Consider the following 24,479-nt stretch of genomic DNA (forward strand, 5'->3'; position numbering starts at 1 on the left):
ACGCCTAAGGACTTACCTCATAGTAGGTACTTTCCCGTAATTCCGCGAAGTGCCCGGACTTGTCTCCCTCTGAGGGATGAAGGAACTCAATGTTCCGTATGATAATTTGGAAATCCGGGAAGGTTGTTCAACAGCTGTCAGCCCATCAGTGCCGGCTGCTGCGCAGAACGTTCCGTTCCTATCCAGTGAATCACTGAGGGAGGCTTTGTGGCAGAGATTCCTGAAAAGGCAATCAACCCGGTTTCGCTTGAGGAGATTGCGGCGGAGACGGGGCTCTTCAATGCGCAGCGGCGCATTCCGGAGTTCCTCGTCATGGGCATGCTCCCGCAGGTGCTAGCGGCGGAGAACCGGGCGGAGAAACTCCGCGTTCTGCTTGACCGCGCGGTCACGGGCGGCATTCTCGCCGTGGCCGGACTGCGGAATCCCCAGGCATTCCTCCGGCTCCTCCATGTCCTCGCCGGGTCCGTCGGCCGGGACGTGACGATGGAGTCGCTCGGTCGCGCGGCGGGCGTCTCGCGGCACACGGCGGAAAGCTATCTCGCGCTCCTCGAGGAGGCCGGGCTCGTCACGGTCTGCCGCCCCTGGGCGGATAGTCTCCCGACGGAGGTGCGCGGGACGCGGAAGATCTGGTTCCGTGACCTCGGCATCCGCAACGCCGTGCTCAACGACTTCACGCATGCCGGCGCCCGCAAGGATCTCGCGGGACTCTGGCAGAACTTCTTCTTCATGGAGCGCGTCAAATGGAACGCGGCGCACGGCACGGGCCGCGAGCTGCACTTCTGGCGCCTGATGCGCCCCTCGACCGCGCACATCGACTTCATCGAGACGGGGCCGGGTGGCATGCGGCTCTTCGCCTGCCGTGAGGACGGCGCCCGCATGCCGAAGCTTCCCGCGCTCTTCGAGAAGGCCTACGGTCCCGGGAGACTCGAGATCGTCGACCGCCGCTCCGTCGTCCGGTTCATCACGGGCAACGGCGGCATGACTGAGACCTGAGGCGGTTGAGTCTGAGCGGACGGATTTCCTGAACACATACTTCCGTTTTCCTTAAGGATTCCGGCAGTACGCTGACGAAATTCTGCTCTCCTCACAAGGAAAGCGCGCCAGGACCGAAGTCCGGCGCGCTTCTTCTCAGGAGGAATTTTCAGCCCTTCACGGGCGGCGGATTTCCGTTCATCACGCCGAGGATGTCGATCTGCTGCCACACAAACCACGGGTTGAAGGTGAGGCGGGCGCGAACGCCTGTGCGCAGCTTGTCGCCCCAGGCGCCGTAGTGGATCTCGGTCTCGGGGACGCCGGCGCAGGCATCCGCGGTCGGGCGTTCCTCGCCGCGGCTGCAGATGAGCGAGTCGCCTCCGCGGCCGTAGTGCGGGTTGTCCGGGCGGTAGAGCAGACCCATGTGCGAGAAGCTCGAGATCCGCGCCTCGGGGATGTTCGCGCGGCGCACGATCACGCGCGGGTCGTTGCCCGACAGTTCCTTCGCTTCGGCCGAGGAGCCGTACCAGAGGAAGCGCGTCGCGGGATTTGTGAAGCGCTTCGCGAAGAAGCCGATGAGCGACTGAGTGTCGACGACCGAGTCGCGCTCGCTCATCATCAGCACCGCCGGGCGGTCGAAGGCCTTTTTCTCGAGCGCTCGTTCCGCGCCGCGCATCGTCGAGACAAAGGCGGCGAGCGCGGGCACGGGGACGATCGTGTAGCGATAGGGGCTCTGCCCGCCCATCATGGATTCCTCGGGCTCGCGCAGCCAGTCGACGAAGGGCGAGATCACGGGCGCGAGGAAGGCAAGTTTGGTGCGCACCGCCACCGCGGGAGAGAAGAGCACGAGGCCCGAAACCCACTCGTGCTCGGACGCGAACTCGATGGCGAGATTGCAGCCCGTCGAGAAACCGGCGAGCCAGATCTGAGGCGTCTCCCCGGGACGGGCGGCGGCGATGTCGCGACGGAGGATCTCCGCCTGCTCGGCGACGACCTGACGCCAGTCGTCCGCGGTCGGGGTGAGCATGTCCTCGGGGCGGGTGCCGCAGCCGGGGAGCAGCACCGTGCGCACGAGCCAGCCGGCCTCGGCGTAGGAGCGCGCCTGATCGATGAAGCTCCAGGGCGAGTCGCCGAGCCCGTGAATGAGAAGGATGCCGCCCTTCGGAGGCGCGTCCCCGGCGGGCGGCGTCTCGGACGGCGTGTTCCAGGCGAGCTCGGCTTCGCGCCCCTCCGCCGAGGCGGAGACGAACTTCCGGCGCGCGGCGACCCACGCGCGGGTGTCCGCGGCGTACTGGGCGAACGTCGTCTGCCCGAGCGGCTGCACGGGCGGCGGGGTCTCGGACGTGCTCGCGCACGCGACGAGCCCGGCCGAGCCGGGAAGGGCGAGGATCGCAGCGCTCCCGAGGAGCCTGCGGCGGGAGATGGTGTGCGGCGTCTTTTTCATAAGCAAAAATATAGCGGGCCGGAAAAATTCCGGCCCGCCGATTGGTTGCCTGTTTCAAGCGGAAACCTGCTGTTTCCGCTCAAAACATTTTGCCGCGTTCGCCTTAGAGAACCTTGTGGCAGGTACGGGCGATCACGTCGAGCTGCTGCTCACGCGTGAGGTCGATGAACTTCACGGCGTAGCCGGAGACGCGGATCGTGAAGTTCGCGTACTCGGGCTTCTCCGGGTGCTCCATCGCGTCGATGAGCTTCTCGGTGCCGAAGACATTGACGTTGAGATGGTGGGCGCCCTGGCTGAAGTAGCCGTCCATCACGTTGACGAGGTTCTCGGCGCGCTCGTCGGTCGAGTGACCGAGGGCGTCCGGGCTGATCGTCTGCGTGTTGGAGATGCCGTCGAGGGCGAACTCGTACGGGAGCTTCGCAACCGAGTTGAGCGAGGCGAGAAGACCGTTCTTCTCAGCGCCGTAGCTCGGATTGGCGCCCGGCGAGAGCGGCTCGCCGGCCTTGCGACCGTCAGGCAGCGACCCGGTGGCCTTGCCGTACACGACGTTCGACGTGATCGTCAGGATGGACGTCGTCGGCTCGGAATGACGGTAGGTCGGGTAGCGGCGGAGGTGGTCCATGAAGGTCTTGAGGATCCACACGGCGATCGAGTCGGCGCGTTCGTCGTCGTTGCCGTAGCGCGGGAAGTCGCCCTCGGTCTCGTAGTCGACGGCGAGGCCCTGCTCGTTGCGGATGGGCTTGACCTTGGCGTACTTGATGGCGCAGAGCGAGTCAACCACATGCGAGAAGCCAGCGATGCCGGTCGCGAACGTGCGGCGCACGTCCGTGTCGATGAGCGCGAGCTCAGCGGCCTCGTAGTAGTACTTGTCGTGCATGTAGTGGATCAGGTTCAGCGTGTTGACATAGAGACCCGCGAGCCAGTCCATCATCGGGATGAAGCGCTCAATGACCTCGTTGTAGTCAAGGACGTCCGCAGTGATCGGGCGGTAGGCGGGGCCCACCTGAACGCCGGACTTCTCGTCAACGCCGCCGTTGATTGCGTAGAGCATGCACTTGGCGAGGTTGGCGCGGGCGCCGAAGAACTGCATTTCCTTGCCGGTCTCGGTCGCGGACACGCAGCAGCAGATCGAGTAGTCATCGCCCCAGACCGGACGCATCACATCGTCGTTCTCGTACTGGATCGAGGAGGTCTTCACGGAGACGCGGGCGGCGTACTCGCGGAACTTGCGGGGCAGAGCCTTCGTGTAGAGGACCGTGAGGTTGGGCTCCGGCGACGGGCCCATGTTCTCGAGGGTGTGCAGGAAGCGGAAGTCGTTCTTCGTCACCATCGAGCGGCCGTCCATGCCAATGCCGGCCATCTCAAGCGTCGCCCAGATCGGGTCGCCGGAGAAGAGGGAGTTGTACTCGGGGATGCGGGCGAACTTCACCATGCGGAACTTCATGACGAGGTGGTCGATGAGCTCCTGGGCTTCGCTCTCGGTGAGCGTGCCTTCGGCAAGGTCGCGGCTGATGTAGATGTCGAGGAAGGTCGAGATGCGGCCGACGGACATCGCGGCGCCGTTCTGCGTGCGGACGGCGGCGAGGTAGCCGAAGTAGAGCCACTGCACGGCCTCGCGGGCGTTCTGCGCCGGCTGGCTGATGTCAAAGCCGTAGCTCTTGGCGAGTTCCTTCATCTGGTTGAGGCAGCGGATCTGCTCGGCGAGTTCCTCGCGCTGGCGGATCACCTCGTCGCTCATCATGCCGCAGCCGCAGTTGGCGAGATCCTTCTGCTTGGCCTTGATGAGGTAGTCGATGCCGTAGAGGGCCACGCGGCGATAGTCGCCGACGATGCGGCCGCGGCCGTACGTGTCGGGAAGACCGGTGATGATCTTGTTGCGGCGGGCCGTGCGCATCTCGGGCGTGTACGCATCAAAGACGCCCTGGTTGTGGGTCTTGCGGTACTCGTTGAAGATCTGGTCGAACTTCGGGTTCGGGGTGTAGCCGTAGGTCGTGCAGGCCTCCTGCGCCATGCGGATGCCGCCGTAGGGCATGAAGGCGCGCTTCAGGGGCTTGTCGGTCTGCAGGCCGACCACCTTCTCAAGATCCTTGAGATCGTCCGAGATGTACGCGGCCGGGTAGGCGGTGATCGACGAGACGATCTCCGTCTCCATGTCGAGGACGCCGCCCTTGGCGCGCTCTTCCTTCTGGTACTCCTGGAGCTTGGCCCAGAGCTTGTCGGTCGCCTCGGTCGGGCCGCAGAGGAACTCACTGCCGCCGTCGTACGGCGTGTAGTTGGTCTGAACGAAATCGCGGACGTTCACGTCCTCGCGCCAGTGGCTGCCGTTAAAGCCGCGCCATGCATTGGTCATGATGGAGACTCCTTTTGAAGAAGATTTGAATGACAAAGATGGGGAAATTCAGGACGATTTCTTGGTGAGATCCGTGACCCGTGCTCCGAGAATGCGCTCAGCGTTGGCGATGCGTTCACGCGTGGGAGACGGCAGACCCTTGGTGCGGCACGGAATGCGCAGCAGCTCCCACTTCGGCTCCGCAAAGCCGTGGTAGGGGAGAACCTCGACGCGGTCAACGGTCTTCAAGGTGCGGATGAAAGCCGCAAGACGCTCGAGCGCCGCGTCATCGTCCGTCCACTCGGGCACGAGCACGTGGCGGATCCACATGGCCTTGCCGATGTCGGAGAGATGGCGCGCGCAGTCGAGGATGTTCTCGTTGCCGAAGCCCGTGAGGTGACGGTGCGCTTCCGTGTCAATGTGCTTGATGTCGAGCATCACGAGATCCGTGACGCTCATCAGGTCGTCGAACTTGGCGAGCCATTCCGGGTCGCGGCTGAAGGGCGCGCCGCTCGTGTCGAGCGTGGTGTTCACACCCTGGGCCTTCGCGAGCCGGAAGAGCTCGGTGACGAATTCAATCTGCAGGAGCGGCTCGCCTCCGCTCACTGTTATGCCGCCCTTCGTGCCCCAGTAGGTCCGGTAGCGGAGGGCTTTGCGGAGAACGGCCTCGGCCTCGATCTCCTCGCCCGCATGAACGCGCCACGTGTCGGGGTTGTGACAGTAGGCGCAGCGCATGCGGCAGCCCTGCACGAACACAACGAAACGCACGCCGGGTCCGTCGACGGAACCGAAGGTCTCAAAGGAATGAATGCGTCCGATGGTCATGGTGCAGATACGGTGGAGAGGCTCGATTCAGGGGCTGATCTCGAAAAGGCTTCTAGGTAGAGACATCTAAGTAAAAGCCCTCGGTAGGTCACTTTAACCAATCTGAGAAATTAGGGTATCCCCTCACTAGGGGATACCCTAACACAGGGTTAGCCCTTACGACTTTCGACCTACGACGAAATAGTTGGAATCTATCAGGAAACAATTTGGCCCGACGGCGATTCTATCGACATCGGGCCACTTCCGTACCAATTACGGGGGACTAAATTGTGACTGATTTGCCTTCGATCACAGGACGCGGGCGAGGAAGGACCGGGTGCGCTCCTCCTTCGGGCTGACGAGGATCTCGTCGGGCGATCCCTGCTCGACGATCTTCCCGCCGTCCATGAAGATCACGCGGTCGGCGACCTCGCGGGCGAAGCCGATCTCGTGGGTGACCACGATCATCGTCATGCCCGACTCGGCGAGCCGCTTCATCACGGCGAGCACTTCGCCGACGAGCTCGGGGTCGAGCGCCGAGGTGGGCTCGTCAAAGAGCATCACCTTCGGGGACATCGCGAGCGCGCGGGCGATCGCGACGCGCTGCTGCTGGCCGCCCGAGAGCGCCGCCGGGTAGGCGTCGGCCTTGTCGGAGAGCCCCACGCTCTTCAGAAGCTCGAGCGCCTGCGCGCGCGCCTCGTCGGCGCCGGCGCCGAGCACGATGCGCTTGGCGAGCATCACGTTCTCGAGCACCGTTTTGTGCGGCCAGAGGTTGAAGCGCTGGAAGACCATGCCGAGGTGCTCGCGCACCTTGTTCAGGTTCGTCCTCGGGCTCGTGATCTCGGCGCCGTCCACGTAGATGTGGCCGGAGGTCGCGACCTCGAGCGCGTTGATGCAGCGCAGCATCGTGCTCTTGCCCGACCCGGAGGGGCCGAGCACCACGACCTTCTCGCCCGGGTGCACGTCAAGGCTGATGCCGTCGAGCACCACGTGGTCGCCGAAGGCCTTCTTGAGATCGCGGATCTCCACGATGGGTTTCGTCGTTTCGCTCATGACTGCGCTCCAAGTCCGTTGTCACCGCGCCCGAGGCGCTTCTCGAGCCTGCGGATGCCCCAGGCCAGGAGCAGCGTCATCACCCAGTAGACGCAGGAGATGGTGATGTAGGGCTCCCAGTAGCGGGCCGAGGCGCCGGCGACGGTGCGCGCGGCGTAGGCGAGCTCAGCGAGGCCGATGGCGCTGACGAGCGACGAGTCCTTCAGGATCGCGATCGCGTTGTTGCCGAGCGCGGGGAGCATGCGGCGGAAGGCCTGCGGCAGGATGATGTGGCGCATCGCCTGGAAGTAGCCCATGCCGAGCGAGCGGGCGGACTCCATCTGGCCCTTGTCGAGCGACTGGATGCCGGCGCGGAAGATCTCGCACATGTAGGCGCCCGAGTTGAGCGTGATGGCGGTGATGCCGGCGAGCATGGCGCCGTAGTTGGCGCGGAGCTCCCGGGCGAGCGCGCCGTCGATCAGGATGCCGTCGATCGGGTGGATGAAGATCGGCAGCACCGCGAAGTGCATGAGGAAGATCTGCACGAAGAGCGGAGTGCCGCGGAAGAAGCTCACGTAGACGGCGATCGGCCAGCGCACGCCGTAGTGGAGGAGGGACTTTGCGGGCTCGTAGCGGGCGCTGGCGAGCCTGCCCATGCCGAGGAGGGTGCCGAGGATCATGCCGAGGAAGACGCAGATCACGGTGATCTCAACCGTGGTCACGGCTCCGTGCACGAAGAGCGGCCAGTATTCGGCGATGACGTCGGAATGGAAGCCAAACATCTCTTGTCAATGCGGATGGTCAGAATACAAAAATCCGTCGGAAGCCCGTTCCCCCAGAAGCGAGGCGGGCCGCCGACGTGGCTGATGCGGGCGGCTTCTTCTATAAAAGCCGCCCGTCATGGACGCAGTTGAGCGCCGCGGATTACGGGAGCTTCGGGGCGTCCGAGCCGAACCACTTGCGGTACACCTCGTTGTAGGCGCCCGACTCGATGGTCTTCTCGAGACCGCGGTTCACGTCCTCAAGGACCTTGGTGTTGCCCTTGCGGATGCCGATGCCGAAGTACTGCTCGGCGAAGCCCGGGTCACGGCACTGGTTGAACTTCTTCTCGGGGTTTTGCTTGACGTACCACTGAAGGACGCCGACGTCGCCGATCATGGCGTCAACGCCGCCGTTGGCGAGCTCCTCGAGGGCGAGCGGGGTGTTGTCGAAGCGGCGGATGTTGGTAGAGGCCTTGCCGAACTCGGCCGAGGCGGCGACGTCACCGGCGGAGGCGTTCACCACGGCGATGAGCTTGCCCTTCAATTCCTTCAGGCTCGAGATCTTGAGGCTCTCGTTCGTGAGGATGAGCTGGTGGGCGAGGAAGTACGGACGCGAGAAGTCGATCGACTGCTGGCGCTTCTCGGTGATCGTGATGCCCGACATGATGATGTCGCGGTCGCCGTTGTTGAGGCCGGCGAAGATCGCGTCCCACGGCGTGTTGATGAACTCGACCTCGAAGCCGCCCGCCTTGGCGATCTCCTTCATGAGGTCGACGTCGAAGCCGACGAGTTCCTTCTGCGCGGTCTCGAACTCGAACGGACGGTAGGTCGCGCCCGTGCCGACGGTGTAGGTCGCGGCGCTCGCGATGCCCGCGGCGAGGGCGGCGGAGAGGAAGGCGGCCGAGAAAAGAACCTTGGTCTTGAGAGACATGGCTGAGAACTCCTTTGGGTTTCGGGGGGAGAGGCGTTCCGCACCGGGAAGCGGGCCGGCGCAGACGTCGGGATTGGATTGGTTGTCGAAAAAGGATTATCCGCAGGGCGTTTCCCTGCGTAAAGACTTTTCGCCGCAGGGCGAGGAAAATTTCGCCCCCGGAATGTGCATTCGGGCGAAAACACTAGTCAGAAAGCAATAGGCGTGCCGCCCTCCGGTTCCGGAGGGCGGAAACGCATGTGTCCCGTTCTCAGCAGCCGTGCGGGAGCAGCGCCTCGATGAGCTCCCCCTCGAGCGCGAGGAGCCGCGTGTCGTCGTGGAGCGCCTCGCCGTCGATCAGGAAGACGTCCTCGGCGCGCTCGCCGAGCGTGGCGATCTTCGCCGTCTGCAGGTTGACGCCGTACTTGGCGAGCACCTGGGAGATCGAGTAAAGGAGGCCGATGCGGTCGGTGCCGACCAGGTTCAGGATGAAGGCGCGGCCCGACTCGTCCGGGCCGATCTTCACGAAGGGCCGGGTGGGGAAGTGGCGCGAGCGTCTCGAGAACCTCGCCTGCGGCGCGGGCGGAAGGGGCTTCTCGGAGATGAGGCCCGCCGCGAGCTTCTCCTCCATCAGCGCGAGCTTCTCGCCCGTGTCGAAGCGGTTGAAGGAGTCGGTGACGAGGAAGGTGTCCAGAGCCCAGCCGTGGCGCGTCGTGTGCACGCGGGCGTCCACGACCGAGAGCGAGTTCTTGCCGAACCACGCGACGGCGCGCAGAAAGAGGTCCTTGCGGTCGGGAAGGTAGATGAGGAAGACGAGGCCGCCCATCATTTCGCTCCGCTTCACCCGCACGACGGGCGCGTCGTCGAGCACATGGCCCGCGAGCATCTCGGCGTGCCAGGCGATCTCGTCCGAGGAGTGGCGCATGAAGTAGACGAGGTCGAGCTCCTTCCAGAGGCGCTCGCGCGCCTCGGGCGACACGCGGCCCGCGAGCTTCTCCGCGGCCTCGGCCTGGCGGCGGCGGATCACGTCGGTCACGGTGTCGGGGAGCGACCCGCCCGAGAGCCACTCGAGCGAGGCCTTGTAGAGCGTCTCGAGAAGCTGCGCCTTCCAGGGCGTCCAGACCTTGGGCGAGGTGGCGCGGATGTCGGCCACCGTGAGAAGGTAGAGGGCGTCGAGGCGTTCCTTCGTGCCGACGATCCTCGCGAAGCGCTCGACCACCTTCGGGTCCGAGATGTCCTCTTTCTGGGAAACGCGGCTCATCATGAGGTGCTCGAGGACGAGGAAGCAGATGAAGCTGCTGTCCTCCTCGGAGAGTCCGAAGCGCTCGCAGAAGATCCGCGCCTTCTCGGCGCCGATCGCCTCGTGGCCGCCCCCGAGGCCCTTGCCGATGTCGTGGAAGAGGCCCGCGATGAGAAGGCGCCACGAGCCGGGCAGAGCCGTCATGAGCTGTGTGCAGAGCGGATACTCGTGCGCGTGCTCGCTTCGGCGGAACTGGCAGAGGTTCTGCACGACGAGGATCGAGTGCTGGTCGACGGTGAAGATGTGGTAGAGGTCGTGCTGCATCTGCCCGACCACGTGCCGGAAGGCCGGCAGGAACCTGCCGAGGATCGCCCAGGCGTTCATCATCTTGAGCGCGTCGTCGGTGAACTTGTCGAGCTGCAGGATGTCGAGGAAGACCTTCTGATTGACGGGGTTCTCGCGGTACGCGGGGCCGATCAAGGGCGTCGCGTGCCAGAGCGCACGCAGGAGCCTCGTGGAGAAGCGCGTGATCTCGGGGCGCCTCGCGAAGACGAGGAAGACGCGCAGGATCGCGTTCGTGTCCTTCTCGAAGATCTCCTCGTCGACGATGTCCATCTCGTCGCCCAAGGCGAGGAACGCCGGGTCGATGCGCACGGGCGTCGCGCGCGAGTTGCCGCCGAAGAGGCGGTCGGAGATCGCCTGGAGCTGGATCACCGACATCTGCACCACGGACTTCGCGTTCCAGTAGTAGCGCTTCATGAGCGCCTCGGAGGCGCGCATCATGCCGGTGGCCTTGTAGCCGAGTCTTCCGGCGAGCGACTCCTGCACGTCAAAGAGCAGCCGGTTCTCGTCGCGCGAGGTGAGGAGGTGGAGCTCGATGCGCAGGTTCGAGAGGAACCTGAAGCACTGCTCGATCGTGTGCATCTCGCGCTCGGTGATGAGCTCGGCCTCGTGCATCTCCTCGACGCTCTCGGCGATGCCGGCGGCCTTCACGCACCAGAGGAAGGTCTGCAGGTCGCGCAGACCGCCCGGGCTTTCCTTCAGGTTGGGCTCGAGCGAGTAGGGCGTGCTCTCGTACTTCTGGTGACGGCGCTGCAGCTCGAGCATCTTGTCGCGGAAGAACGATCCCGCGTCGAGGCTCGCGAAGAAGTCGTCGCGCGCGTCGGCGTAGAGCTCTGCGCTCCCCCAGAGACGGCGGCTCTCGAGGTACGTCGTGGCGATTGAGACGTCGGTGCCCGCCTCGCGGGTGTACTCGGTCCGCGTGCGCACGGCGGCGCCCACGGTGAGGCCGAGCTCCCAGAGCGCGGCGAGGAACCCGGAGAGCTTCTCGCCGAGCGCCCGGTCCTCGCCCGCCTCGTCGGTGAGCAGCACGAGAAGGTCGATGTCGGAGTGGGGAAAGAGTTCCCGGCGTCCGAACCCGCCCACCGCGGCGAGCGTGATGCGGTCCGGAGGCAGTTCGGCAAGCTCGCCGAGCGAGATGATCGCCTCGTCGAGCGCCGCGGCGTGCGCGCGCAGATACGCCTCGGAGTCACGGCGCTCCCGCCACTGCTGGGCGAGGCGCGCCCGCGCCTCGTGGAAGCGCTCCCGGACGGCGGTTACCTGCTGCGGGTCAAGATCCTGGGGCATCGTCGTCGCTCCTTCGCGCGGGATGGTGGCGGGGAAAAGGGTTTCGGTGGAGAGGGTCAGAGGTTCTCGGGGAGCTTCCAGCCCTTCACGAAGTCGGGCGGGGCCTGCGTGCCCTTGCTCACCGTGAGGATGTCGTAGCCCGTCTCGGTGACGAGCACCATGTGCTCCCACTGCGCGGAGAGCGAGTGGTCCTTGGTGACGACGGTCCAGCCGTCGCCCAACATCGTCACGCCGTAGCGGCCGGCGTTCACCATGGGCTCGACCGTGAAGACCATGCCCGGAACGAAGGTCGCCGTCGGGTGGCGGGTCGGGAAGTGGTTCACGTGCGGCTCCTCGTGGAAGCCCTTGCCGATGCCGTGGCCGCCGTAGTCGCGCACGACCGAGACGCCCATGCGGTCGGCGTAGGCCTGGCAGGCGACGCCGATGTCGTTGAAGCAGCCGCCCGGGCGAACAGCGTCGATGCCGGCCCACATCGTGCCGAAGGCCACGTCGACCATGCGCTTGCCCTGGATGGTGGGCTTGCCGACCACGAACATGCGCGAGGTGTCGCCGTGGTAGCCGTCCTTGATGCTCGTCACGTCAATGTTGACGATGTCGCCCGCCTTGAGGATCTTGCGGTCGCTCGGGATGCCGTGGCAGACGACGTGGTTGATCGAGATGCAGGTGGTCGCGGGATAGGGCGTCATGCCCGGGGGGCAGTAGCCGAGGCAGGCCGGGATGCACTTCTGGACGTTGACGGTGTAGTCGTGCGCGAGGCGGTCGAGCTCGCCCGTGGAGACGCCGGGCTTGACGAAGGGCGTCAGATAGTCGAGCAGCTCGGCGGCGAGGCGGCCGGCGATGCGAAGGCCCGCGATGTCCTCGGGCGTCTTGATGGTGATGGCCATGATTTGCTGGTTTTTCCTGTAGGAATGCTGTCGGTCGGGCGGGTGCCGCGCGGGCCGGTATGAAGATGACCGGGCGGCGGGAGCGTGGATCTCCCGGGATGAAGCGCGGGCTGACGCCCGGAATGCGGTCCGCGGGATTCTTGAGCCGCGGCCGTCTGATAGTGCGAGGGAATTTTAATCGCCATCGTGCATCGCTGAAGGCGACGCGCCGGAGGAGAAGAAGCGGGCGCCGCCGAACGGGACACGTGTGAAAGAAATTATTTCACTAAGTTTGGACTAACGAATTTCTCATGCTTCACTAATTTTCCGTCCTTAATCTGTGAACCATCAGGAAACGGCAGGACGCCCCGGAAACACCGGGGATGTCCGGGATCCGGGAAAGCCTCCCGTGATTCTCAGGGCCGCCACCGACCACGCAATGAGGAGGTCCAGGACGGACCTCCGGAGGAAAAGACCATGACCCGCAACTCGATCCGCCTCGCTTCCCTCGCCGCGATCGCCGCGCTCGCCATCGCCGCCGCCCCCGCTGCGCAGGCCTCCGGCCCCCACGGCTTCGAACACCCGCATGCGGCTCCCCACGCCGCCGCGCCCCAGGGCTTCGCCCACAGCGGCCCCGTCTCGGTCGACTGGGTGCTGAGGAACGGCTCCGACGATCAGCACGTGACGCTGCGCGGCCGCTTCACCGAGCACATCCGCGGCGACAAGTACGAGTTCGTTGACGAAGCCGGCCACGGCATCACCGCCGAGCTCGACGACGACCGCAACTGGTCGATGATCCGCCGCGGCGCCCCGGTCGAGATCCGCGCCGAAATCGACCGTGACTGGAACCGCACCTCGCTCGACGTTATCTCGGCCCGCCCGCTCTGACCTCGGACGAACCCCCGGACACTCTCAGGGCGGCGCTCAAAGAGAACAGGCCGCCCGCCGAAAACAGAATTCCTGAAAGGAGAAAACCATGAACCGCAACTCGATCCGCCTCGCCGCCCTTGCCTCGATCGCCGCCCTCGCGCTCGCCGCGATGCCCGCCGCCCAGGCCGCCGGTCCCCAGGGCTTCAACGGCCCGCAGGCCGCCCCGCACGCCCCGGCCGCCTCCGGCCCGCAGGGCTTCGGCCACGACGGTCCCGTCACGGTCGCCTGGGTGAAGGATAAGGGCACGGACGATCAGGTGGTCACCCTCCGCGGCCGCTTCACCGAGCACCTGCGCGGCGAGAAGTACACGTTCGTCGATGAGCAGGGCGGCTCGATCACCGCCGAGCTCGACAACGACCGCGACTGGTCGATGATCCAGCGCGGCGCCCCGGTGGAGATCCGCGCCGAGATCGACCGCGACTTCACGGGCACGACGCTCGACGTCCGCTCCGCCCGTCCGCTTCAGGGCCGCGAGCCCCAGCCGAGGAAGTGATTTCCTCCGAAGGCTGATCATCTGAAACGATCACGCGCCCCGCGTGCTTCCCCCGGGAAGCCGCGGGGCGAAGTTCGTCCGCGGCGGACGAATCCGTTTTCTCCTAAGCCATCGCTAACCGATTGCTCATTTTTTTCTAATCCTCGGCCTCTAAAGTAAGCATCACAGAAGAGAACCCAGGGCCGCGGTCAGGACCCCAGACCAGGACCGGCGCTCCGGGGAGAACCAGTTTTTGACAAGTGAACGCGCCGTCCGGACCAGAGGGACGGCCGACGTTCCGGAGGACCAGACCATGACACGCAATTCGATCCGCCTCGCCGCCCTTGCCTCGATCGCCGCGCTCTCGCTCGCCGCCATGCCGGCCGCCCAGGCCGGCGGCCCCCAGGGCTTTGAGATGCATCACCCCGAGGCGCATGCCCGTGCGCCGCAGGGCTTCGGCCACGGCCAGCTCGTCACGGTCGACTGGGTGCTGAAGAACGGCTCCGACGATCAGATGGTGACGCTGCGCGGCCGCTTCACCGAGCACATCCGCGGCGACAAGTACGAGTTCGTCGACGAGCAGGGCAACGGCATCACCGCCGAGCTTGACCACGACCGCGACTGGTCGATGGTTCACCGCGGCGCCCTCGTGGAGATCTCAGCCGAGATCGACCGCGACTGGAACCGCACCGAGCTCGACGTCCGCTCCGCCCGCCCGCTCGGCAAGTGACGACCGGCAGGGACGCTTCCCGCAGGCGTCCCGCCCTGAAGGAACCTCAAGGGAACCGCCTTCGCAGCGAACACCGCCGCGGGCGGTTTTCTGCTTCTCCGGGGGCCGGCGGTTACGGAGAGTGACGCACTAAGCCTTTGCTAACCTGCGGCTCACCTCTCTCTAATTCAAGGTCCGTAAAGTGCGTCTCAAGGAGGAAGAGAAATCCTCCGGAACCGACTCTTCCGGCTCCGACGCCGGAATCTTTGAGGAGACAAGACCATGACACGCATCAAGCTTCATCTCGCAGCACTCGCCTCCGTCGCCGCGCTCGCCATGGCCGCGATCCCCGCCGCCCAGGCGGCAGGTCCCCAGGGATTCGGCGGGCCCGCCCCCGCTCCCGCGCCGCACGCGAAGGCCCACCAGGACCAGAGCCCGATCGTCACCGCCGACTGGGTGAAGCGCCACGGCCGCGACGACATGCACGTGACGCTGCGCGGGCGCTTTGACAAGCAACTGCGCGGCGAGAAGTACCTCTTCGTCGATGAGGGCGGCGGCTCGATCACCGCCGAGCTCGACCACGACCGCGACTGGTCGCACTTCCGCCGCGGCGAGCGCGTGGAGATCCGCGCCGAGATCGACCGCGGCAAGCGCGGTGTCGAACTCGACGTGAAGTCGGTCCGCCCGCTCCAGGCCGCGCCGAAGCCGGCCCCGAAGCCTGCTCCGAAGCCCGCGCCTCAGCCGGGGCCGCGCCACTGAGGCCAAGAAAAATCGCTCCTGCAGTTGAAATAAACCGGGAGCCTGTCTAAAATCTCATCTTTCGTCCGGCCTGGGGTCCCCTCGGGCCGGATTCTTTCCGCCCGGAGTCCATGGTCGGCCCGGGTATGTACATTGCGCGCGGCCTGCACCCGAGGTGCCGTTGATTCGAACTAAGAAGAATCGGTTCCTGCAGACTGTGTCAGACTGACAAAACCTTGGAGATATTCAAATGGTCAGCATGCGTGAAATGCTCGAAGCGGGTTGCCACTTCGGTCATCAGACCCGTTTCTGGAACCCGAAGATGGCTCAGTACATCTTCGGCGCCCGCAACAAGATTCACATCATCAACCTCGAGAAGACGGTTGTGATGTTCGACGAGGCCTGCAAGTTCGCCCGTCAGCTCTCGAGCCAGGGCGGCCGCATCCTTTTCGTTGACACCAAGCGCGGCGGTCGCGAGATCATCGCTGAAGAGGCGCAGCGCGCCGGCTGCGGCTGGGTTGACCAGCGCTGGCTCGGCGGCACGCTGACCAACTTCAAGACGGTCCGCGGCACGATCAAGCGCCTCAAGGAAATGGAAGCCCAGCTTGAGGACGGCACCGCCGCCAAGCTCACGAAGAAGGAAGCCCTCGACTTCCAGCGCTCCGTTGAGAAGCTCAACAAGTCGATCGGCGGCATCAAGGACCTCAACGCCCTTCCGGACGCCCTCTTCATCGTCGACGTCGGCTATCACAAGATCGCCATCCAGGAAGCCAACAAGCTCGGCATCCCCGTCATCGGCGTTGTCGATACGAACGGCTCCCCCGAGGGTGTTGACTACGTCATCCCGGGCAACGATGACTCCTCCAAGGCCGTCCAGATCTACGCCTCCGGCATCGCCGACGCCGTGATCGCCGGCCGCGCTGACTCGGCCACGTCCGCCGAGGAAGCCGCCGCCGCCACCGACGAGGAGTTCGTCGAGGTCGCCGAGGAAGCCCCCGAGGCCACCCCGGCCGCCTGATCAGTCAACTGATCTGAAGGCCCCTGCCGGCACGAGCCGCCCGCAGCCGTTCAGTCCGAACACATCCGCGGCGCTGGCCTGTCTGACCGGCCGAAGGCAGAAAGGGGCCCCTCAGGGGCCCCTTTTTCTATAGAATCCACCCGAATTTTTTTTCCGTTCCTCTGATTGGAGTTAAAGAACATGGCTGCTATTTCCGCCGCCCAGGTGAAGGAGCTGCGTCTCAAGACTGACGCCCCGATGATGGAGTGCAAGAAGGCGCTCACCGAAGCCGATGGCGACATGGCCAAGGCCGAGGAGATCCTGCGCGTCAAGCTCGGCAACAAGGCCAGCAAGGCCGCTGCCCGCATCGCCGCCGAGGGCGTCGTTGTCGTGTACGTTTCCGATGACCGCAAGACCGGCGCGATCCTCGAGGTCAACTCCGAGACCGACTTCGTCGCGAAGAACCCCGAATTCCTCAAGATGGCCAACGACGCCGTCAAGCTCGTCGCCGAGAAGAACCCCGCCGACATGGCCGCTCTCCTCGCGCTCGACGTCGAGGGCACGACCCTCGAGGCCATCCGCACGGGTCTCGTCGGCAAGATCGGTGAGAACATGACGTTCCGCCGCTTCGCCCGCATCGAGGCCAAGGGCGAGATCTCGCAGTACGTCCACGGCAGCCGCATCGGCGTGCTCGTCGACCTCGTCGGCGGTGACGCCGAGCTCGCGCATGACATCGCCATGCACATCGCCGCCTCCAAGCCGAAGGCCATCGACGAGACGGGCATCGACGCCGCCGCGATCGAGTCCGAGCGCCGCATCGCCATCGAGAAGGCCCGCGAGGCCGGCAAGCCCGAGGCCATGCTTGAGCGCATCGCCGAAGGCTCCGTGAAGAAGTTCCTCAAGGAAGTCACGCTCGTCAACCAGCCGTTCGTCAAGGACGACAAGAAGGCCGTCAGCGACCTCCTCAAGGCCGCCAAGGCCGAGGTTGCCGCCTACACGCTCTACGTCGTGGGCGAAGGCCTCGAGAAGAAGAGCAACGACTTCGCCGCTGAAGTGGCCGCTCAGGCCGCCGCCGCCAAGGCGTAATTTCTCAGCAGCGGCCGCTCAGGCCGCCTGAAGAAGCTTGCTTCGATAAACGCTCTCCGGGAGGAATTCCCCCGGGGAGCGTTTTTTTCGGGCCTGATGCATCCACGCGTCAGCGTCATCCCGTTTCACGCTCTTCCCTGTCATTCGGACACTAGGGATTTTTGCTGAGGCCGCGTATAATCCCGCTCCGAGCCTGCGACACGGCCCGGACGGATCCGATGGACAAGCACCTGATTCTCCCGGGACGCGGCGCACATCCCGCCTGCGCGGACCGGTCACCGGCCGCCAGCGGCGGGCCAGACAGTCAATCTTTGCCGGCTTGAGGGTGCGGATGCCCGCGGCCGGAATGGGGAGCAGGAAACATGGATACCGAAGAGCAGCCCAAGGCCATTTACAAGCGCATTCTTCTCAAACTCTCCGGCGAGGCCCTGATGGGCGACGACGCCTTCGGCATCAACCGCTCCGTGCTTCAGCACATGATCGAGGAGATCCGCACCGCGCTTGAACTCGGCGTGCAGATCGGCATCGTGGTGGGCGGCGGCAACATCTTCCGCGGCGTCGCGCTCGGCGCCACCGGCATGGACCGCGCCACGGGCGACTACATGGGCATGCTCGCCACGGTGATGAACGCCATGGCGCTCCAGGACTGCTGCCGCAACAACGGCATCGAGGCCCGCGTCCAGTCCGCGCTCAACATCGAGCAGGTCGCCGAGCCCTACATCCGCGGCAAGGCCCTGCGCCACCTGCGCCTCGGCCGCGTCGTGATCTTCGCGGCCGGCACGGGCAACCCCTTCATGACGACCGACACGACGGCGGCGCTGCGCGGCGCCGAGGTGGGCGCCGACATCGTGCTGAAGGCCACCAAGGTCGACGGCATCTACACGGCCGACCCGAAGAAGGATCCGACTGCCACGATGTTCGATGACATCACGTTCGACCAGGCGCTCCGCACGAACCTCAAGGTGATGGACGCCACGGCCTTCGCGCTCTGCCGCGAGCAGGGTCTGCCGATCAAGGTCTTCAACATCAACAAGAAGGGCGCCCTGCGCCGCGTGCTCCTCGGCGAAAAGGAAGGCACGCTCGTTCATAGCTAAACCCGCAAGTTTGCTAAACTTCCAGTTTGCACTCCGGGCCGGAAGGTGCGCCTTTCGGCCCGTTTTCGCACTGAATTCCAGACATACTGAACCGCAAGCTTTCCGCTCCGGACCGCCCTGATGAAAAGACCGGGCTCCGCCGGAGGATATGCGGGAAGCGCCAAGGAGAATTTTCATGACCGCTGCCGAATGCATCAAGCAGACCGAGCACAAGATGGGCGTCACCGTCGAGAAGCTCCGCGAGGACTTCTCCCGCATCCGCACGGGCCGTCCCTCCACGGGCCTGCTCGACAAGGTCAAGGTTGACTACTACGGCTGCCCCACCCCGATCAACCAGATCGCCCAGGTGGGCGTCGGTGACGCGCACACCCTCACGGTCCAGCCGTGGGAAAAGAACATGGTGAAGGCGATCGAGAAGGCCATCCGTGACTCCGACCTCGGTCTGAACCCCGCCACCTCCGGCGACACGATCCGCGTTCCGCTGCCCCCGCTCACCGAGGAGCGCCGCCGCGAGCTCACGAAGGTCGTCAAGGGCTTCGGCGAGGACGCCAAGGTCGCCGTGCGCAACCTCCGCCGTGACGCCAACTCGACGCTCGAGCGCCTCGAGAAGGACAAGGAGATCTCCGAGGACGACCAGCGCCGCTTCGAGACCGAGGTCCAGAAGCTCACCGACCGCTACGTCGGCGAGATCGACAAGGTGATCGAGGAGAAGGAAAAGGAGATCATGACGGTCTAAACCGTCGGATTCCGGTGTCCTCAGTGAGGACACCTTTACTTGCAAAAAGGCTCGCTTCGCGCGGGCCTTTTGCATCTGCGGAGCGGCATCATTGGTGTCAGAGAGCAGCGGCGCGTCCGCCCACGCCGGTTTTATTTCTGAAGGAGTTTTTTCCGATGACATCCTCCCGTCGAATTCTTGCCGCCGCGCTCACTGCCGGCGCCGTCGCCCTCACGGGCTGCTCCTCGGCCGGTCTGCTCGGGGGCGACCGTGACGATCACGGCTGCATTCCCTCGGCCGGCTTCAGCTGGAGCGAGGTGAAGGGCGCCTGCGTGCAGCCCTTCGAGGCAGGCGTGAGGCTCAACCCCGTCGAGCGCACCGGCTCGGCCGTGATCTCCGCCTTCGCGCTCGTCTCCGACGACGGCTCCCGCGCCGAGGTCTGGCTCCCCGAGTCGACGGGCTCGGCGGTGCTCGCTCGCTCGGGCGACATCTGGGCGGACCAGTCGCTTCGGCTCGAGCGCCGCTCCGGGAAACTCGTGCTCTCGGTCGACGGGCGCGCGAAGTACGCCGAGGAGTGAAATGCTGGCCGTCGGCGGGACGGTGCCCGGCTCCGGTGATACACATTTGACATCGTCCCGTCGTCAGAACGCACCTCACTGCCTGTAAACTTTCATTTTCCGGGGGAGCGCCCCTCCCCCGGGAAAAGCCGAGCCAGAACCCCAGATTCCTCCCAGAAGAGCCGCCACATGTCAAAGAAACCCGCACTGCCCAGGCACATCGCCATCATCATGGACGGCAACGGCAGGTGGGCGAAGTCCCGCTTCATGCCGCGCGTGGAGGGACACCGCAAGGGCGTGCTCGCGCTCGAGCGCGTGGTGAAGCACGCGGCCGAGCGCGGCATCGCCGCGCTCACGGTCTTCGCCTTCTCAAGCGAGAACTGGCGCCGCCCCGCGGCCGAGGTGACGGCCCTCATGAAGCTCTTCGCCGCGGGCCTGGACCGCTGGGAGCAGCCGCTCGCCGACGCGGGCGTGCGGCTCCGCGTGATCGGGGACCGCACGGCGTTCTCGGAGACGCTCAACGCCGCGATCGACCGCACCGAGGCCGCGACCGCCGCGGGGCGAAGCATGCAGTTCAACATCGCCGCCAACTACGGCGGCCGCTGGGACATGCTCCAGGCCGCTCAGGCCGCCGCGGCCGCGGGCGAGCTTACCCTCGAGGGAATCGAGAAGCGCCTCTGCGCCCGTGACGACGGCCCCGTCGATCTGATGATCCGCACCGGGGGCGAGCGGCGCATCTCGAACTTCCTCCTCTGGCAGGCCGCCTACTCGGAGCTCTACTTCACCGACACGCTGTGGCCCGACTTCGACGGCGCGTCGCTCGACGATGCGATCGACTGGTACGTCGGCCGCGAGCGCCGCTTCGGCATGACCTCCGAGCAGGTGACCTCGATCGGCTGATTTCGCCGGTCCTTGAGGAAGCGGGCGCTTTTTAAGGTTTTCCCGCGGACTCGCTCGCTACAATTCGCCTTTGAAGTGCCCCGCCTTCTTCCCCGCGGACAGACCGCGGCGGACGGCGCATGCCGCGCGGCCGCAGCCCCCCCGGGCCGCCCGCATGACCTCTTCTCCCTCGAAAGAGGGCGCTTCCAAGATCATTTCAACTACAAAAGGTTCCCGTCAAAGATGCTGTCGCTACGAATCGCCACCGCGGCCGTTCTGTTTCTCATCCTGGGCTTTTCAATCTGGGCGGGCCCGCTCGCGTTCGCGGGCGTCATGGCGATCGCCTTCGGCCTCGCGCTCTTCGAGTGGCTGAGGATCGGCAACCTCGGCCCCGTCCCGGCCGCGCTCATCTCCGCCGTGGAGATGGTGACGCAGTTCTCGCTCTACTGGGCGGGAGCGCTGCCGCGCATGGACTGGTTCCTCTTCATCGTCGACGGCGTCGTGATGCTCGCCTGGTTCGTCATCTTCTTCGTGGAGCTCTTCACCCGCGAGAAGGGCTTCAAGGTGAACGTCATCCAGTGCCAGCTCTCCGCGGTCGTGTTCGTTCCCGCGGCGTACCTCTCCTTCCTCTGGCTCAATGAGTACGGCGGCTGGGTGCTCGTGCTCTCCGTGATGTGCATCATCTGGGGCGCGGACATCTTCGCCTACTTCTGCGGCCGCGCCTGGGGCAAGCACAAGCTCTGCCCGGCCATCTCGCCCAAGAAGACCTGGGAAGGCGTGATCGGCGCCTACATCCTCGTCATCATCTACTTCCTGCTCTGCTACTGGTTCTGCGACCAGAAGAACGTCTTCACGAACTTCGTCTTCGAGCACGCCGGCTTCATCTGGGGTGTCATCATCCTCGCGATGCTCATTGCGCTCTCGATCGCGGGCGACCTCTTCGAGTCGATGCTCAAGCGCCTCGCCGGCATCAAGGACTCCTCGAACCTGCTCCCCGGCCACGGCGGCTTCTATGACCGCATGGACTCCTCCATGCCCGTGATCCCGACGGCGACCTGGATCATGATCACCATCATGCTCTTCGCATGAGCGAGACCTATCCCGTCCCCGATCTCCCGCCCGGCGGCATTCACCGCGCCGAGGAGACGATCAAGCGCTCGCGGTTCATCGTGACGATGGCGCGCGCCGCCTCGCCCGAGGCCGCGCACGCGTTCGTCGAGCGCATCCGCGCCGAGCACCCGCAGGCGACCCACAACTGCTGGGCCTTCAACGCGGGCGCGCCCGGCTCGACCGCCCAGGTCGGCGCGAGCGACGACGGCGAGCCCAAGGGCACCGCAGGCCGCCCCATGCTCACGGCGCTCCTGCACAGCGGCGTGGGCGAGATCGTCGCGGTCGTGACGCGCTACTTCGGCGGGACGCTGCTCGGCACCGGCGGACTCGTGCGCGCCTACCAGGGATCGGTGAAGCTCGGCCTCGAGGGACTTCCCGTGCGCGAGCGCGAGGTGCTCGTGCGCTACGTGATCTCGATGGACACGGCCTATGACGGGAGCTTCCAGAACCTCGCCCGCGAACTCGGCTGCGAGGTGCTCACCGCCGACTACCGCTGGGACGCCTCGTACGAGATCCTCGTCCCCGAGGCCGCCGCCGGAAAGCTCGAGGCGGAGCTCGCGCGTCTCACCTCGGGCGAGGCGCTCATCGACCGCCAGGAGGAGGAGGCGAACTGAGCGCAGGCGTCTCCGTTCGCTCTTTTCTCCCGGAAATACTTTCGGGCGTTTCGAAACGCTTTCGGGCCCGTGCACGTCTGCATGGGCCGCTAGAATCGGACGCGCGCCCGCCCAAGGAGTTCTTCGTCCGCGGGAAGGGCGGAAGTTTCCTGATCAACCCCAAGGATCTGAGCCTTAAGAACCACCGTCGAGTCGAATGCGCTTCTCCCTTTTTCATTTCATCATGGCCGCGTGGGTGCTGTGGCGGTTCGTGCTGCCGCTCGACGTTCCGCGGAACGTGAAGCGCGCGCTCGCCGCGCTCACGCTCTTCTGCGCATTCTTCTCGACCTTCTCGACGCTCTTCGGAGGCGGCCTTGTCTCCCCGGAGCTCCCGCGGTGGCTTCTCATCGCCGGCAACTACGGCGAGGGCGTGCTGCTCTTTCTCTGCGCGCTGACGCTCCTGCGCGAGGCGGTCATCTTCTTCTCCGTCCTCGCGGGCCGCTCGGGCGAGAAGGTGCACGACGCGGTGCAGAAGAGCCGCCGCACGGCGATCGGCATGGGACTCGCGAGCGCGGCGCTCGCGCTATACGGCGAGAACAGGGGCATCGAGGTGCCCGAGGTGCGCCGCCATGTGATTCCGGTGAAGGATCTCCCCGAGGCGCTCGAGGGCTTCGAGATCGTGCAGCTCTCCGACACGCACTGCTCGGCGATGATGTACGAGCCCTGGACGCGTGCGATGGTCGAGCGCATCAACGCGCTCAATCCCGAGCTCGTCGTGATCACGGGCGACTTCGTCGACGGCATGGTCGAGCGTCGCGAGCGCGACGTCGCGCCCTTCGCGGAGCTGCGCGCCCGCTCGGGCGTCTGGGGGTGCGAGGGCAACCACGAGCACTACGGCGACTACGACGCGTGGATCGCCAAACTGAAGAGCCTCGGCATCCGGCTGCTGCAGAACGAGCACGCGGTCGTTGACGTCCGGGGGAAGGGCGGCGCGCCGGCGCAGATCGTCCTCGGCGGCGTCCGCGACCCGATGGCGCAGCGCTTCGGACGAATCCTCCCCGACGCGCGCGCGACCTTCGAGGGCGCCCCGGCGGCGGACGAGGTGCCGCGCATCCTGCTCGCGCACCAGCCGGGCTACTTCAAGCAGTACCTTGCCGAGACCGATTTCGCGCTCCAGCTCTCCGGCCACACCCACGGCGGACAGATCCTCGGCATGGATCTGCTCGTGGGGCTGATGAACCGCACCTACGTGCGCGGCCTCTACGAGGGCCCGAGGGGCGCGCGGCTCTACGTCCACCCGGGCTCCGGGCTCTGGAACGGCTTCCCCATGCGCGTGGGCGTGCCTTCCGAGATTGCGCTCCTGGAGCTCAGGCGCGCCTGAGCCCCCGCGGAAAAGAATTCATTTTGAAGATTTGTTGAGAGACAAGACATGCAGCAGAAAATCACGCTCCTCGGCGCCACGGGAAGCATCGGCCGCTCGACGCTCGCGGTCGCAGCCCTTCATCCGGACAAGTACAGGATTCATGCGCTCGCGGGCGGCAGCCGCGTCGCTCCGCTCGTCGAGGCCGCGGTGCAGTTCCGTCCGAAGCATGTCGCGGTCGCGGACGAGTCGCGCTACCGGGAGCTCCGTGATGCGCTCGACGCCGCGGGCCTGAAGGACACCGAGGCCCATGCGGGTCAGGCGGCCGTCACCGAGCTCGCGCGCGATCCCGAGTGCGACGCCGTGCTCCAGGCGATCGTGGGCGCCGCGGGCGTTGCGCCCACCTTCGCCGCGGCCCGCGCGGGCAAGCGCCTGATGCTCGCCAACAAGGAGAGCGTGGTGTGCGGCGGCGGGCTGCTCATGCGCACCGTCGCCGAGTGCGGCGCGACGCTGCTGCCCGTCGACAGCGAGCACAGCGCGGTCTTTCAGAGCCTCGCCGCGGCGACGCCCGCGCAGCGCCGCGAGGCCCGCATCATTCTCACCGCCTCGGGCGGCCCCTTCCGCGGCTGGAAGGACCTCTCGGGCATCACGCCCGAGATGGCCGTGAAGCACCCGAAGTGGAACATGGGCCGCAAGATCAGCTGCGACAGCGCGAGCCTGATGAACAAGGGCCTCGAGGTGATCGAGGCCGCGTGGCTCTTCGACTTCCCTGAGAGCAGGATCGACGTGCTCGTGCATCCCGAGTCGATCATCCACTCGATGGTCGAGTACGCCGACGGCGCCGTGATGGCCGAGCTCGGCAGCCCCGACATGAAGACCCCGATCGCGATCGCCATGGCCTGGCCCGAGCGCATCACGACGGGCGTGAAGCCCCTGAGGCTCGCCGAGTGCGGAAAGCTCACCTTCGAGGAGGCGGACACGGAGACCTTCCCGCTCCTCGCGCTCGCCCGCGAGACGCTCCGAGAGGGCGGCGCCGCGTCGCTCGTGATGAACGCCGCCAACGAGGTGGCCGTCGAGACGTTCCTTGACCACCGCATCTCCTTCACGGGGCTCTTCGCGGCCGTCGCCGAGATGACCCGCGGCTTCACCGCGCCCGCGCCCGCGTCGCTCGAGGAGATCCTCGCGCTCGACGCCGAGGCCCGTGAGCGCACCCGCGCGCTCCTCGCCTCGCGCGCCTTCTGAACACCTTGGGGTTCAC

The 24,479-nt window shown here is 65.8% G+C and carries 23 protein-coding genes; 15 read left to right on the forward strand and 8 right to left on the reverse strand.

The window, feature by feature from the left end:
• The first annotated feature begins 207 nt into the window (after positions 1-207).
• Positions 208-993, forward strand: a complete 786-nt coding sequence (locus Q4F91_RS02470) for a DUF4143 domain-containing protein (protein ID WP_303334199.1) — start codon at positions 208-210, stop codon at positions 991-993.
• A 148-nt stretch (positions 994-1,141) separates the two neighbouring features.
• Here Q4F91_RS02470 and Q4F91_RS02475 read toward each other — a convergent pair whose 3' ends face one another.
• The 8 genes from Q4F91_RS02475 to map all read right to left on the reverse strand — a co-directional run bounded on the left by Q4F91_RS02475 (position 1,142) and on the right by map (position 12,002).
• Positions 1,142-2,416, reverse strand: coding sequence for a carboxylesterase (locus Q4F91_RS02475; RefSeq protein ID WP_303334201.1), 1,275 nt, complete (start codon positions 2,414-2,416; stop codon positions 1,142-1,144).
• Between the two features lie 103 nt (positions 2,417-2,519).
• Positions 2,520-4,766: a formate C-acetyltransferase gene (gene pflB / locus Q4F91_RS02480; protein WP_303334202.1), complete on the reverse strand. Its 2,247-nt coding sequence runs from the start codon at positions 4,764-4,766 to the stop codon at positions 2,520-2,522.
• A 48-nt stretch (positions 4,767-4,814) separates the two neighbouring features.
• Entirely contained in the window at positions 4,815-5,570 is a 756-nt protein-coding gene (pflA, locus tag Q4F91_RS02485; RefSeq protein ID WP_303334204.1) for a pyruvate formate-lyase-activating protein, read from the reverse strand.
• Between the two features lie 288 nt (positions 5,571-5,858).
• Positions 5,859-6,602, reverse strand: coding sequence for an amino acid ABC transporter ATP-binding protein (locus tag Q4F91_RS02490; RefSeq protein ID WP_303334205.1), 744 nt, complete (start codon positions 6,600-6,602; stop codon positions 5,859-5,861).
• Positions 6,599-7,363: an amino acid ABC transporter permease gene (locus Q4F91_RS02495; protein ID WP_303334206.1), complete on the reverse strand. Its 765-nt coding sequence runs from the start codon at positions 7,361-7,363 to the stop codon at positions 6,599-6,601. The genes Q4F91_RS02490 and Q4F91_RS02495 overlap by 4 nt, the downstream gene beginning before the upstream one ends.
• 142 nt (positions 7,364-7,505) lie before the next feature.
• Positions 7,506-8,273: a basic amino acid ABC transporter substrate-binding protein gene (locus tag Q4F91_RS02500; RefSeq protein ID WP_303334207.1), complete on the reverse strand. Its 768-nt coding sequence runs from the start codon at positions 8,271-8,273 to the stop codon at positions 7,506-7,508.
• Positions 8,274-8,523: 250 nt separating this feature from the next.
• A complete protein-coding gene (locus tag Q4F91_RS02505; RefSeq protein ID WP_303334208.1) occupies positions 8,524-11,118 on the reverse strand; it encodes a [protein-PII] uridylyltransferase in 2,595 nt (864 codons plus the stop codon).
• A 56-nt stretch (positions 11,119-11,174) separates the two neighbouring features.
• Positions 11,175-12,002, reverse strand: coding sequence for a type I methionyl aminopeptidase (gene map / locus Q4F91_RS02510; protein WP_303334209.1), 828 nt, complete (start codon positions 12,000-12,002; stop codon positions 11,175-11,177).
• 456 nt (positions 12,003-12,458) lie between these two features.
• On the opposite strand from map, the gene Q4F91_RS02515 reads away from it, so the two are divergent.
• The 14 genes from Q4F91_RS02515 (at position 12,459) to dxr (ending at position 24,463) form a co-directional block, all read left to right on the forward strand.
• Positions 12,459-12,869, forward strand: coding sequence for a NirD/YgiW/YdeI family stress tolerance protein (locus tag Q4F91_RS02515; protein WP_303334210.1), 411 nt, complete (start codon positions 12,459-12,461; stop codon positions 12,867-12,869).
• 88 nt (positions 12,870-12,957) lie between these two features.
• Positions 12,958-13,404 carry a NirD/YgiW/YdeI family stress tolerance protein gene (locus tag Q4F91_RS02520; protein ID WP_303334211.1) on the forward strand — a complete coding sequence of 149 codons (447 nt, stop codon included), beginning with the start codon at positions 12,958-12,960 and terminating at the stop codon, positions 13,402-13,404.
• Positions 13,405-13,696: 292 nt separating this feature from the next.
• Positions 13,697-14,113 (forward strand): NirD/YgiW/YdeI family stress tolerance protein, encoded by a 417-nt coding sequence (locus Q4F91_RS02525; RefSeq protein ID WP_303334212.1) that lies wholly within the window; start codon positions 13,697-13,699, stop codon positions 14,111-14,113.
• 261 nt (positions 14,114-14,374) lie between these two features.
• Complete coding sequence (locus tag Q4F91_RS02530) at positions 14,375-14,851, forward strand: YgiW/YdeI family stress tolerance OB fold protein (protein ID WP_303334213.1); 477 nt, start codon at positions 14,375-14,377, stop codon at positions 14,849-14,851.
• A gap of 229 nt (positions 14,852-15,080) precedes the next feature.
• Positions 15,081-15,848, forward strand: a complete 768-nt coding sequence (rpsB, locus tag Q4F91_RS02535; protein WP_303334214.1) for a 30S ribosomal protein S2 — start codon at positions 15,081-15,083, stop codon at positions 15,846-15,848.
• Between the two features lie 180 nt (positions 15,849-16,028).
• Complete coding sequence (tsf, locus tag Q4F91_RS02540; RefSeq protein WP_303334215.1) at positions 16,029-16,913, forward strand: translation elongation factor Ts; 885 nt, start codon at positions 16,029-16,031, stop codon at positions 16,911-16,913.
• Between the two features lie 362 nt (positions 16,914-17,275).
• Positions 17,276-18,007, forward strand: coding sequence for a UMP kinase (gene pyrH / locus Q4F91_RS02545; RefSeq protein WP_303334216.1), 732 nt, complete (start codon positions 17,276-17,278; stop codon positions 18,005-18,007).
• A 175-nt stretch (positions 18,008-18,182) separates the two neighbouring features.
• Positions 18,183-18,743, forward strand: coding sequence for a ribosome recycling factor (frr, locus tag Q4F91_RS02550; protein WP_303334217.1), 561 nt, complete (start codon positions 18,183-18,185; stop codon positions 18,741-18,743).
• A 155-nt stretch (positions 18,744-18,898) separates the two neighbouring features.
• Positions 18,899-19,300 (forward strand): hypothetical protein, encoded by a 402-nt coding sequence (locus tag Q4F91_RS02555; protein WP_303334218.1) that lies wholly within the window; start codon positions 18,899-18,901, stop codon positions 19,298-19,300.
• A 168-nt stretch (positions 19,301-19,468) separates the two neighbouring features.
• Complete coding sequence (uppS, locus tag Q4F91_RS02560; RefSeq protein WP_303334219.1) at positions 19,469-20,179, forward strand: polyprenyl diphosphate synthase; 711 nt, start codon at positions 19,469-19,471, stop codon at positions 20,177-20,179.
• Between the two features lie 222 nt (positions 20,180-20,401).
• Entirely contained in the window at positions 20,402-21,247 is an 846-nt protein-coding gene (locus Q4F91_RS02565) for a phosphatidate cytidylyltransferase (protein WP_303334221.1), read from the forward strand.
• Complete coding sequence (locus Q4F91_RS02570) at positions 21,244-21,882, forward strand: YigZ family protein (RefSeq protein WP_303334222.1); 639 nt, start codon at positions 21,244-21,246, stop codon at positions 21,880-21,882. The genes Q4F91_RS02565 and Q4F91_RS02570 overlap by 4 nt, the downstream gene beginning before the upstream one ends.
• A gap of 196 nt (positions 21,883-22,078) precedes the next feature.
• Positions 22,079-23,242, forward strand: coding sequence for a metallophosphoesterase (locus Q4F91_RS02575; RefSeq protein WP_303334225.1), 1,164 nt, complete (start codon positions 22,079-22,081; stop codon positions 23,240-23,242).
• Between the two features lie 48 nt (positions 23,243-23,290).
• Complete coding sequence (gene dxr, locus Q4F91_RS02580; protein WP_303334227.1) at positions 23,291-24,463, forward strand: 1-deoxy-D-xylulose-5-phosphate reductoisomerase; 1,173 nt, start codon at positions 23,291-23,293, stop codon at positions 24,461-24,463.
• Positions 24,464-24,479 lie beyond the last annotated feature (16 nt).

The sequence above is a fragment of the Sutterella sp. genome (genome assembly GCF_030539355.1).
In the GTDB taxonomy this organism is placed as follows: Bacteria; Pseudomonadota; Gammaproteobacteria; order Burkholderiales; family Burkholderiaceae_F; genus Sutterella.

Coding starts and splice junctions, on each gene's coding strand:
- Q4F91_RS02555 (WP_303334218.1), top strand. CDS start 18,899: ATGACATCCTCCCGTCGAATTCTTGCCGCCGCGCTCACTGCCGGCGCC.
- Q4F91_RS02505 (WP_303334208.1), bottom strand. CDS start 11,118: ATGCCCCAGGATCTTGACCCGCAGCAGGTAACCGCCGTCCGGGAGCGC.
- Q4F91_RS02570 (WP_303334222.1), top strand. CDS start 21,244: ATGAGCGAGACCTATCCCGTCCCCGATCTCCCGCCCGGCGGCATTCAC.
- Q4F91_RS02575 (WP_303334225.1), top strand. CDS start 22,079: ATGCGCTTCTCCCTTTTTCATTTCATCATGGCCGCGTGGGTGCTGTGG.
- Q4F91_RS02475 (WP_303334201.1), bottom strand. CDS start 2,416: ATGAAAAAGACGCCGCACACCATCTCCCGCCGCAGGCTCCTCGGGAGC.
- Q4F91_RS02565 (WP_303334221.1), top strand. CDS start 20,402: ATGCTGTCGCTACGAATCGCCACCGCGGCCGTTCTGTTTCTCATCCTG.
- Q4F91_RS02495 (WP_303334206.1), bottom strand. CDS start 7,363: ATGTTTGGCTTCCATTCCGACGTCATCGCCGAATACTGGCCGCTCTTC.
- frr (WP_303334217.1), top strand. CDS start 18,183: ATGACCGCTGCCGAATGCATCAAGCAGACCGAGCACAAGATGGGCGTC.
- Q4F91_RS02530 (WP_303334213.1), top strand. CDS start 14,375: ATGACACGCATCAAGCTTCATCTCGCAGCACTCGCCTCCGTCGCCGCG.
- dxr (WP_303334227.1), top strand. CDS start 23,291: ATGCAGCAGAAAATCACGCTCCTCGGCGCCACGGGAAGCATCGGCCGC.
- Q4F91_RS02515 (WP_303334210.1), top strand. CDS start 12,459: ATGACCCGCAACTCGATCCGCCTCGCTTCCCTCGCCGCGATCGCCGCG.
- Q4F91_RS02490 (WP_303334205.1), bottom strand. CDS start 6,602: ATGAGCGAAACGACGAAACCCATCGTGGAGATCCGCGATCTCAAGAAG.
- map (WP_303334209.1), bottom strand. CDS start 12,002: ATGGCCATCACCATCAAGACGCCCGAGGACATCGCGGGCCTTCGCATC.
- pflB (WP_303334202.1), bottom strand. CDS start 4,766: ATGACCAATGCATGGCGCGGCTTTAACGGCAGCCACTGGCGCGAGGAC.
- pyrH (WP_303334216.1), top strand. CDS start 17,276: ATGGATACCGAAGAGCAGCCCAAGGCCATTTACAAGCGCATTCTTCTC.
- pflA (WP_303334204.1), bottom strand. CDS start 5,570: ATGACCATCGGACGCATTCATTCCTTTGAGACCTTCGGTTCCGTCGAC.
- rpsB (WP_303334214.1), top strand. CDS start 15,081: ATGGTCAGCATGCGTGAAATGCTCGAAGCGGGTTGCCACTTCGGTCAT.
- Q4F91_RS02520 (WP_303334211.1), top strand. CDS start 12,958: ATGAACCGCAACTCGATCCGCCTCGCCGCCCTTGCCTCGATCGCCGCC.
- tsf (WP_303334215.1), top strand. CDS start 16,029: ATGGCTGCTATTTCCGCCGCCCAGGTGAAGGAGCTGCGTCTCAAGACT.
- Q4F91_RS02525 (WP_303334212.1), top strand. CDS start 13,697: ATGACACGCAATTCGATCCGCCTCGCCGCCCTTGCCTCGATCGCCGCG.
- uppS (WP_303334219.1), top strand. CDS start 19,469: ATGTCAAAGAAACCCGCACTGCCCAGGCACATCGCCATCATCATGGAC.
- Q4F91_RS02500 (WP_303334207.1), bottom strand. CDS start 8,273: ATGTCTCTCAAGACCAAGGTTCTTTTCTCGGCCGCCTTCCTCTCCGCC.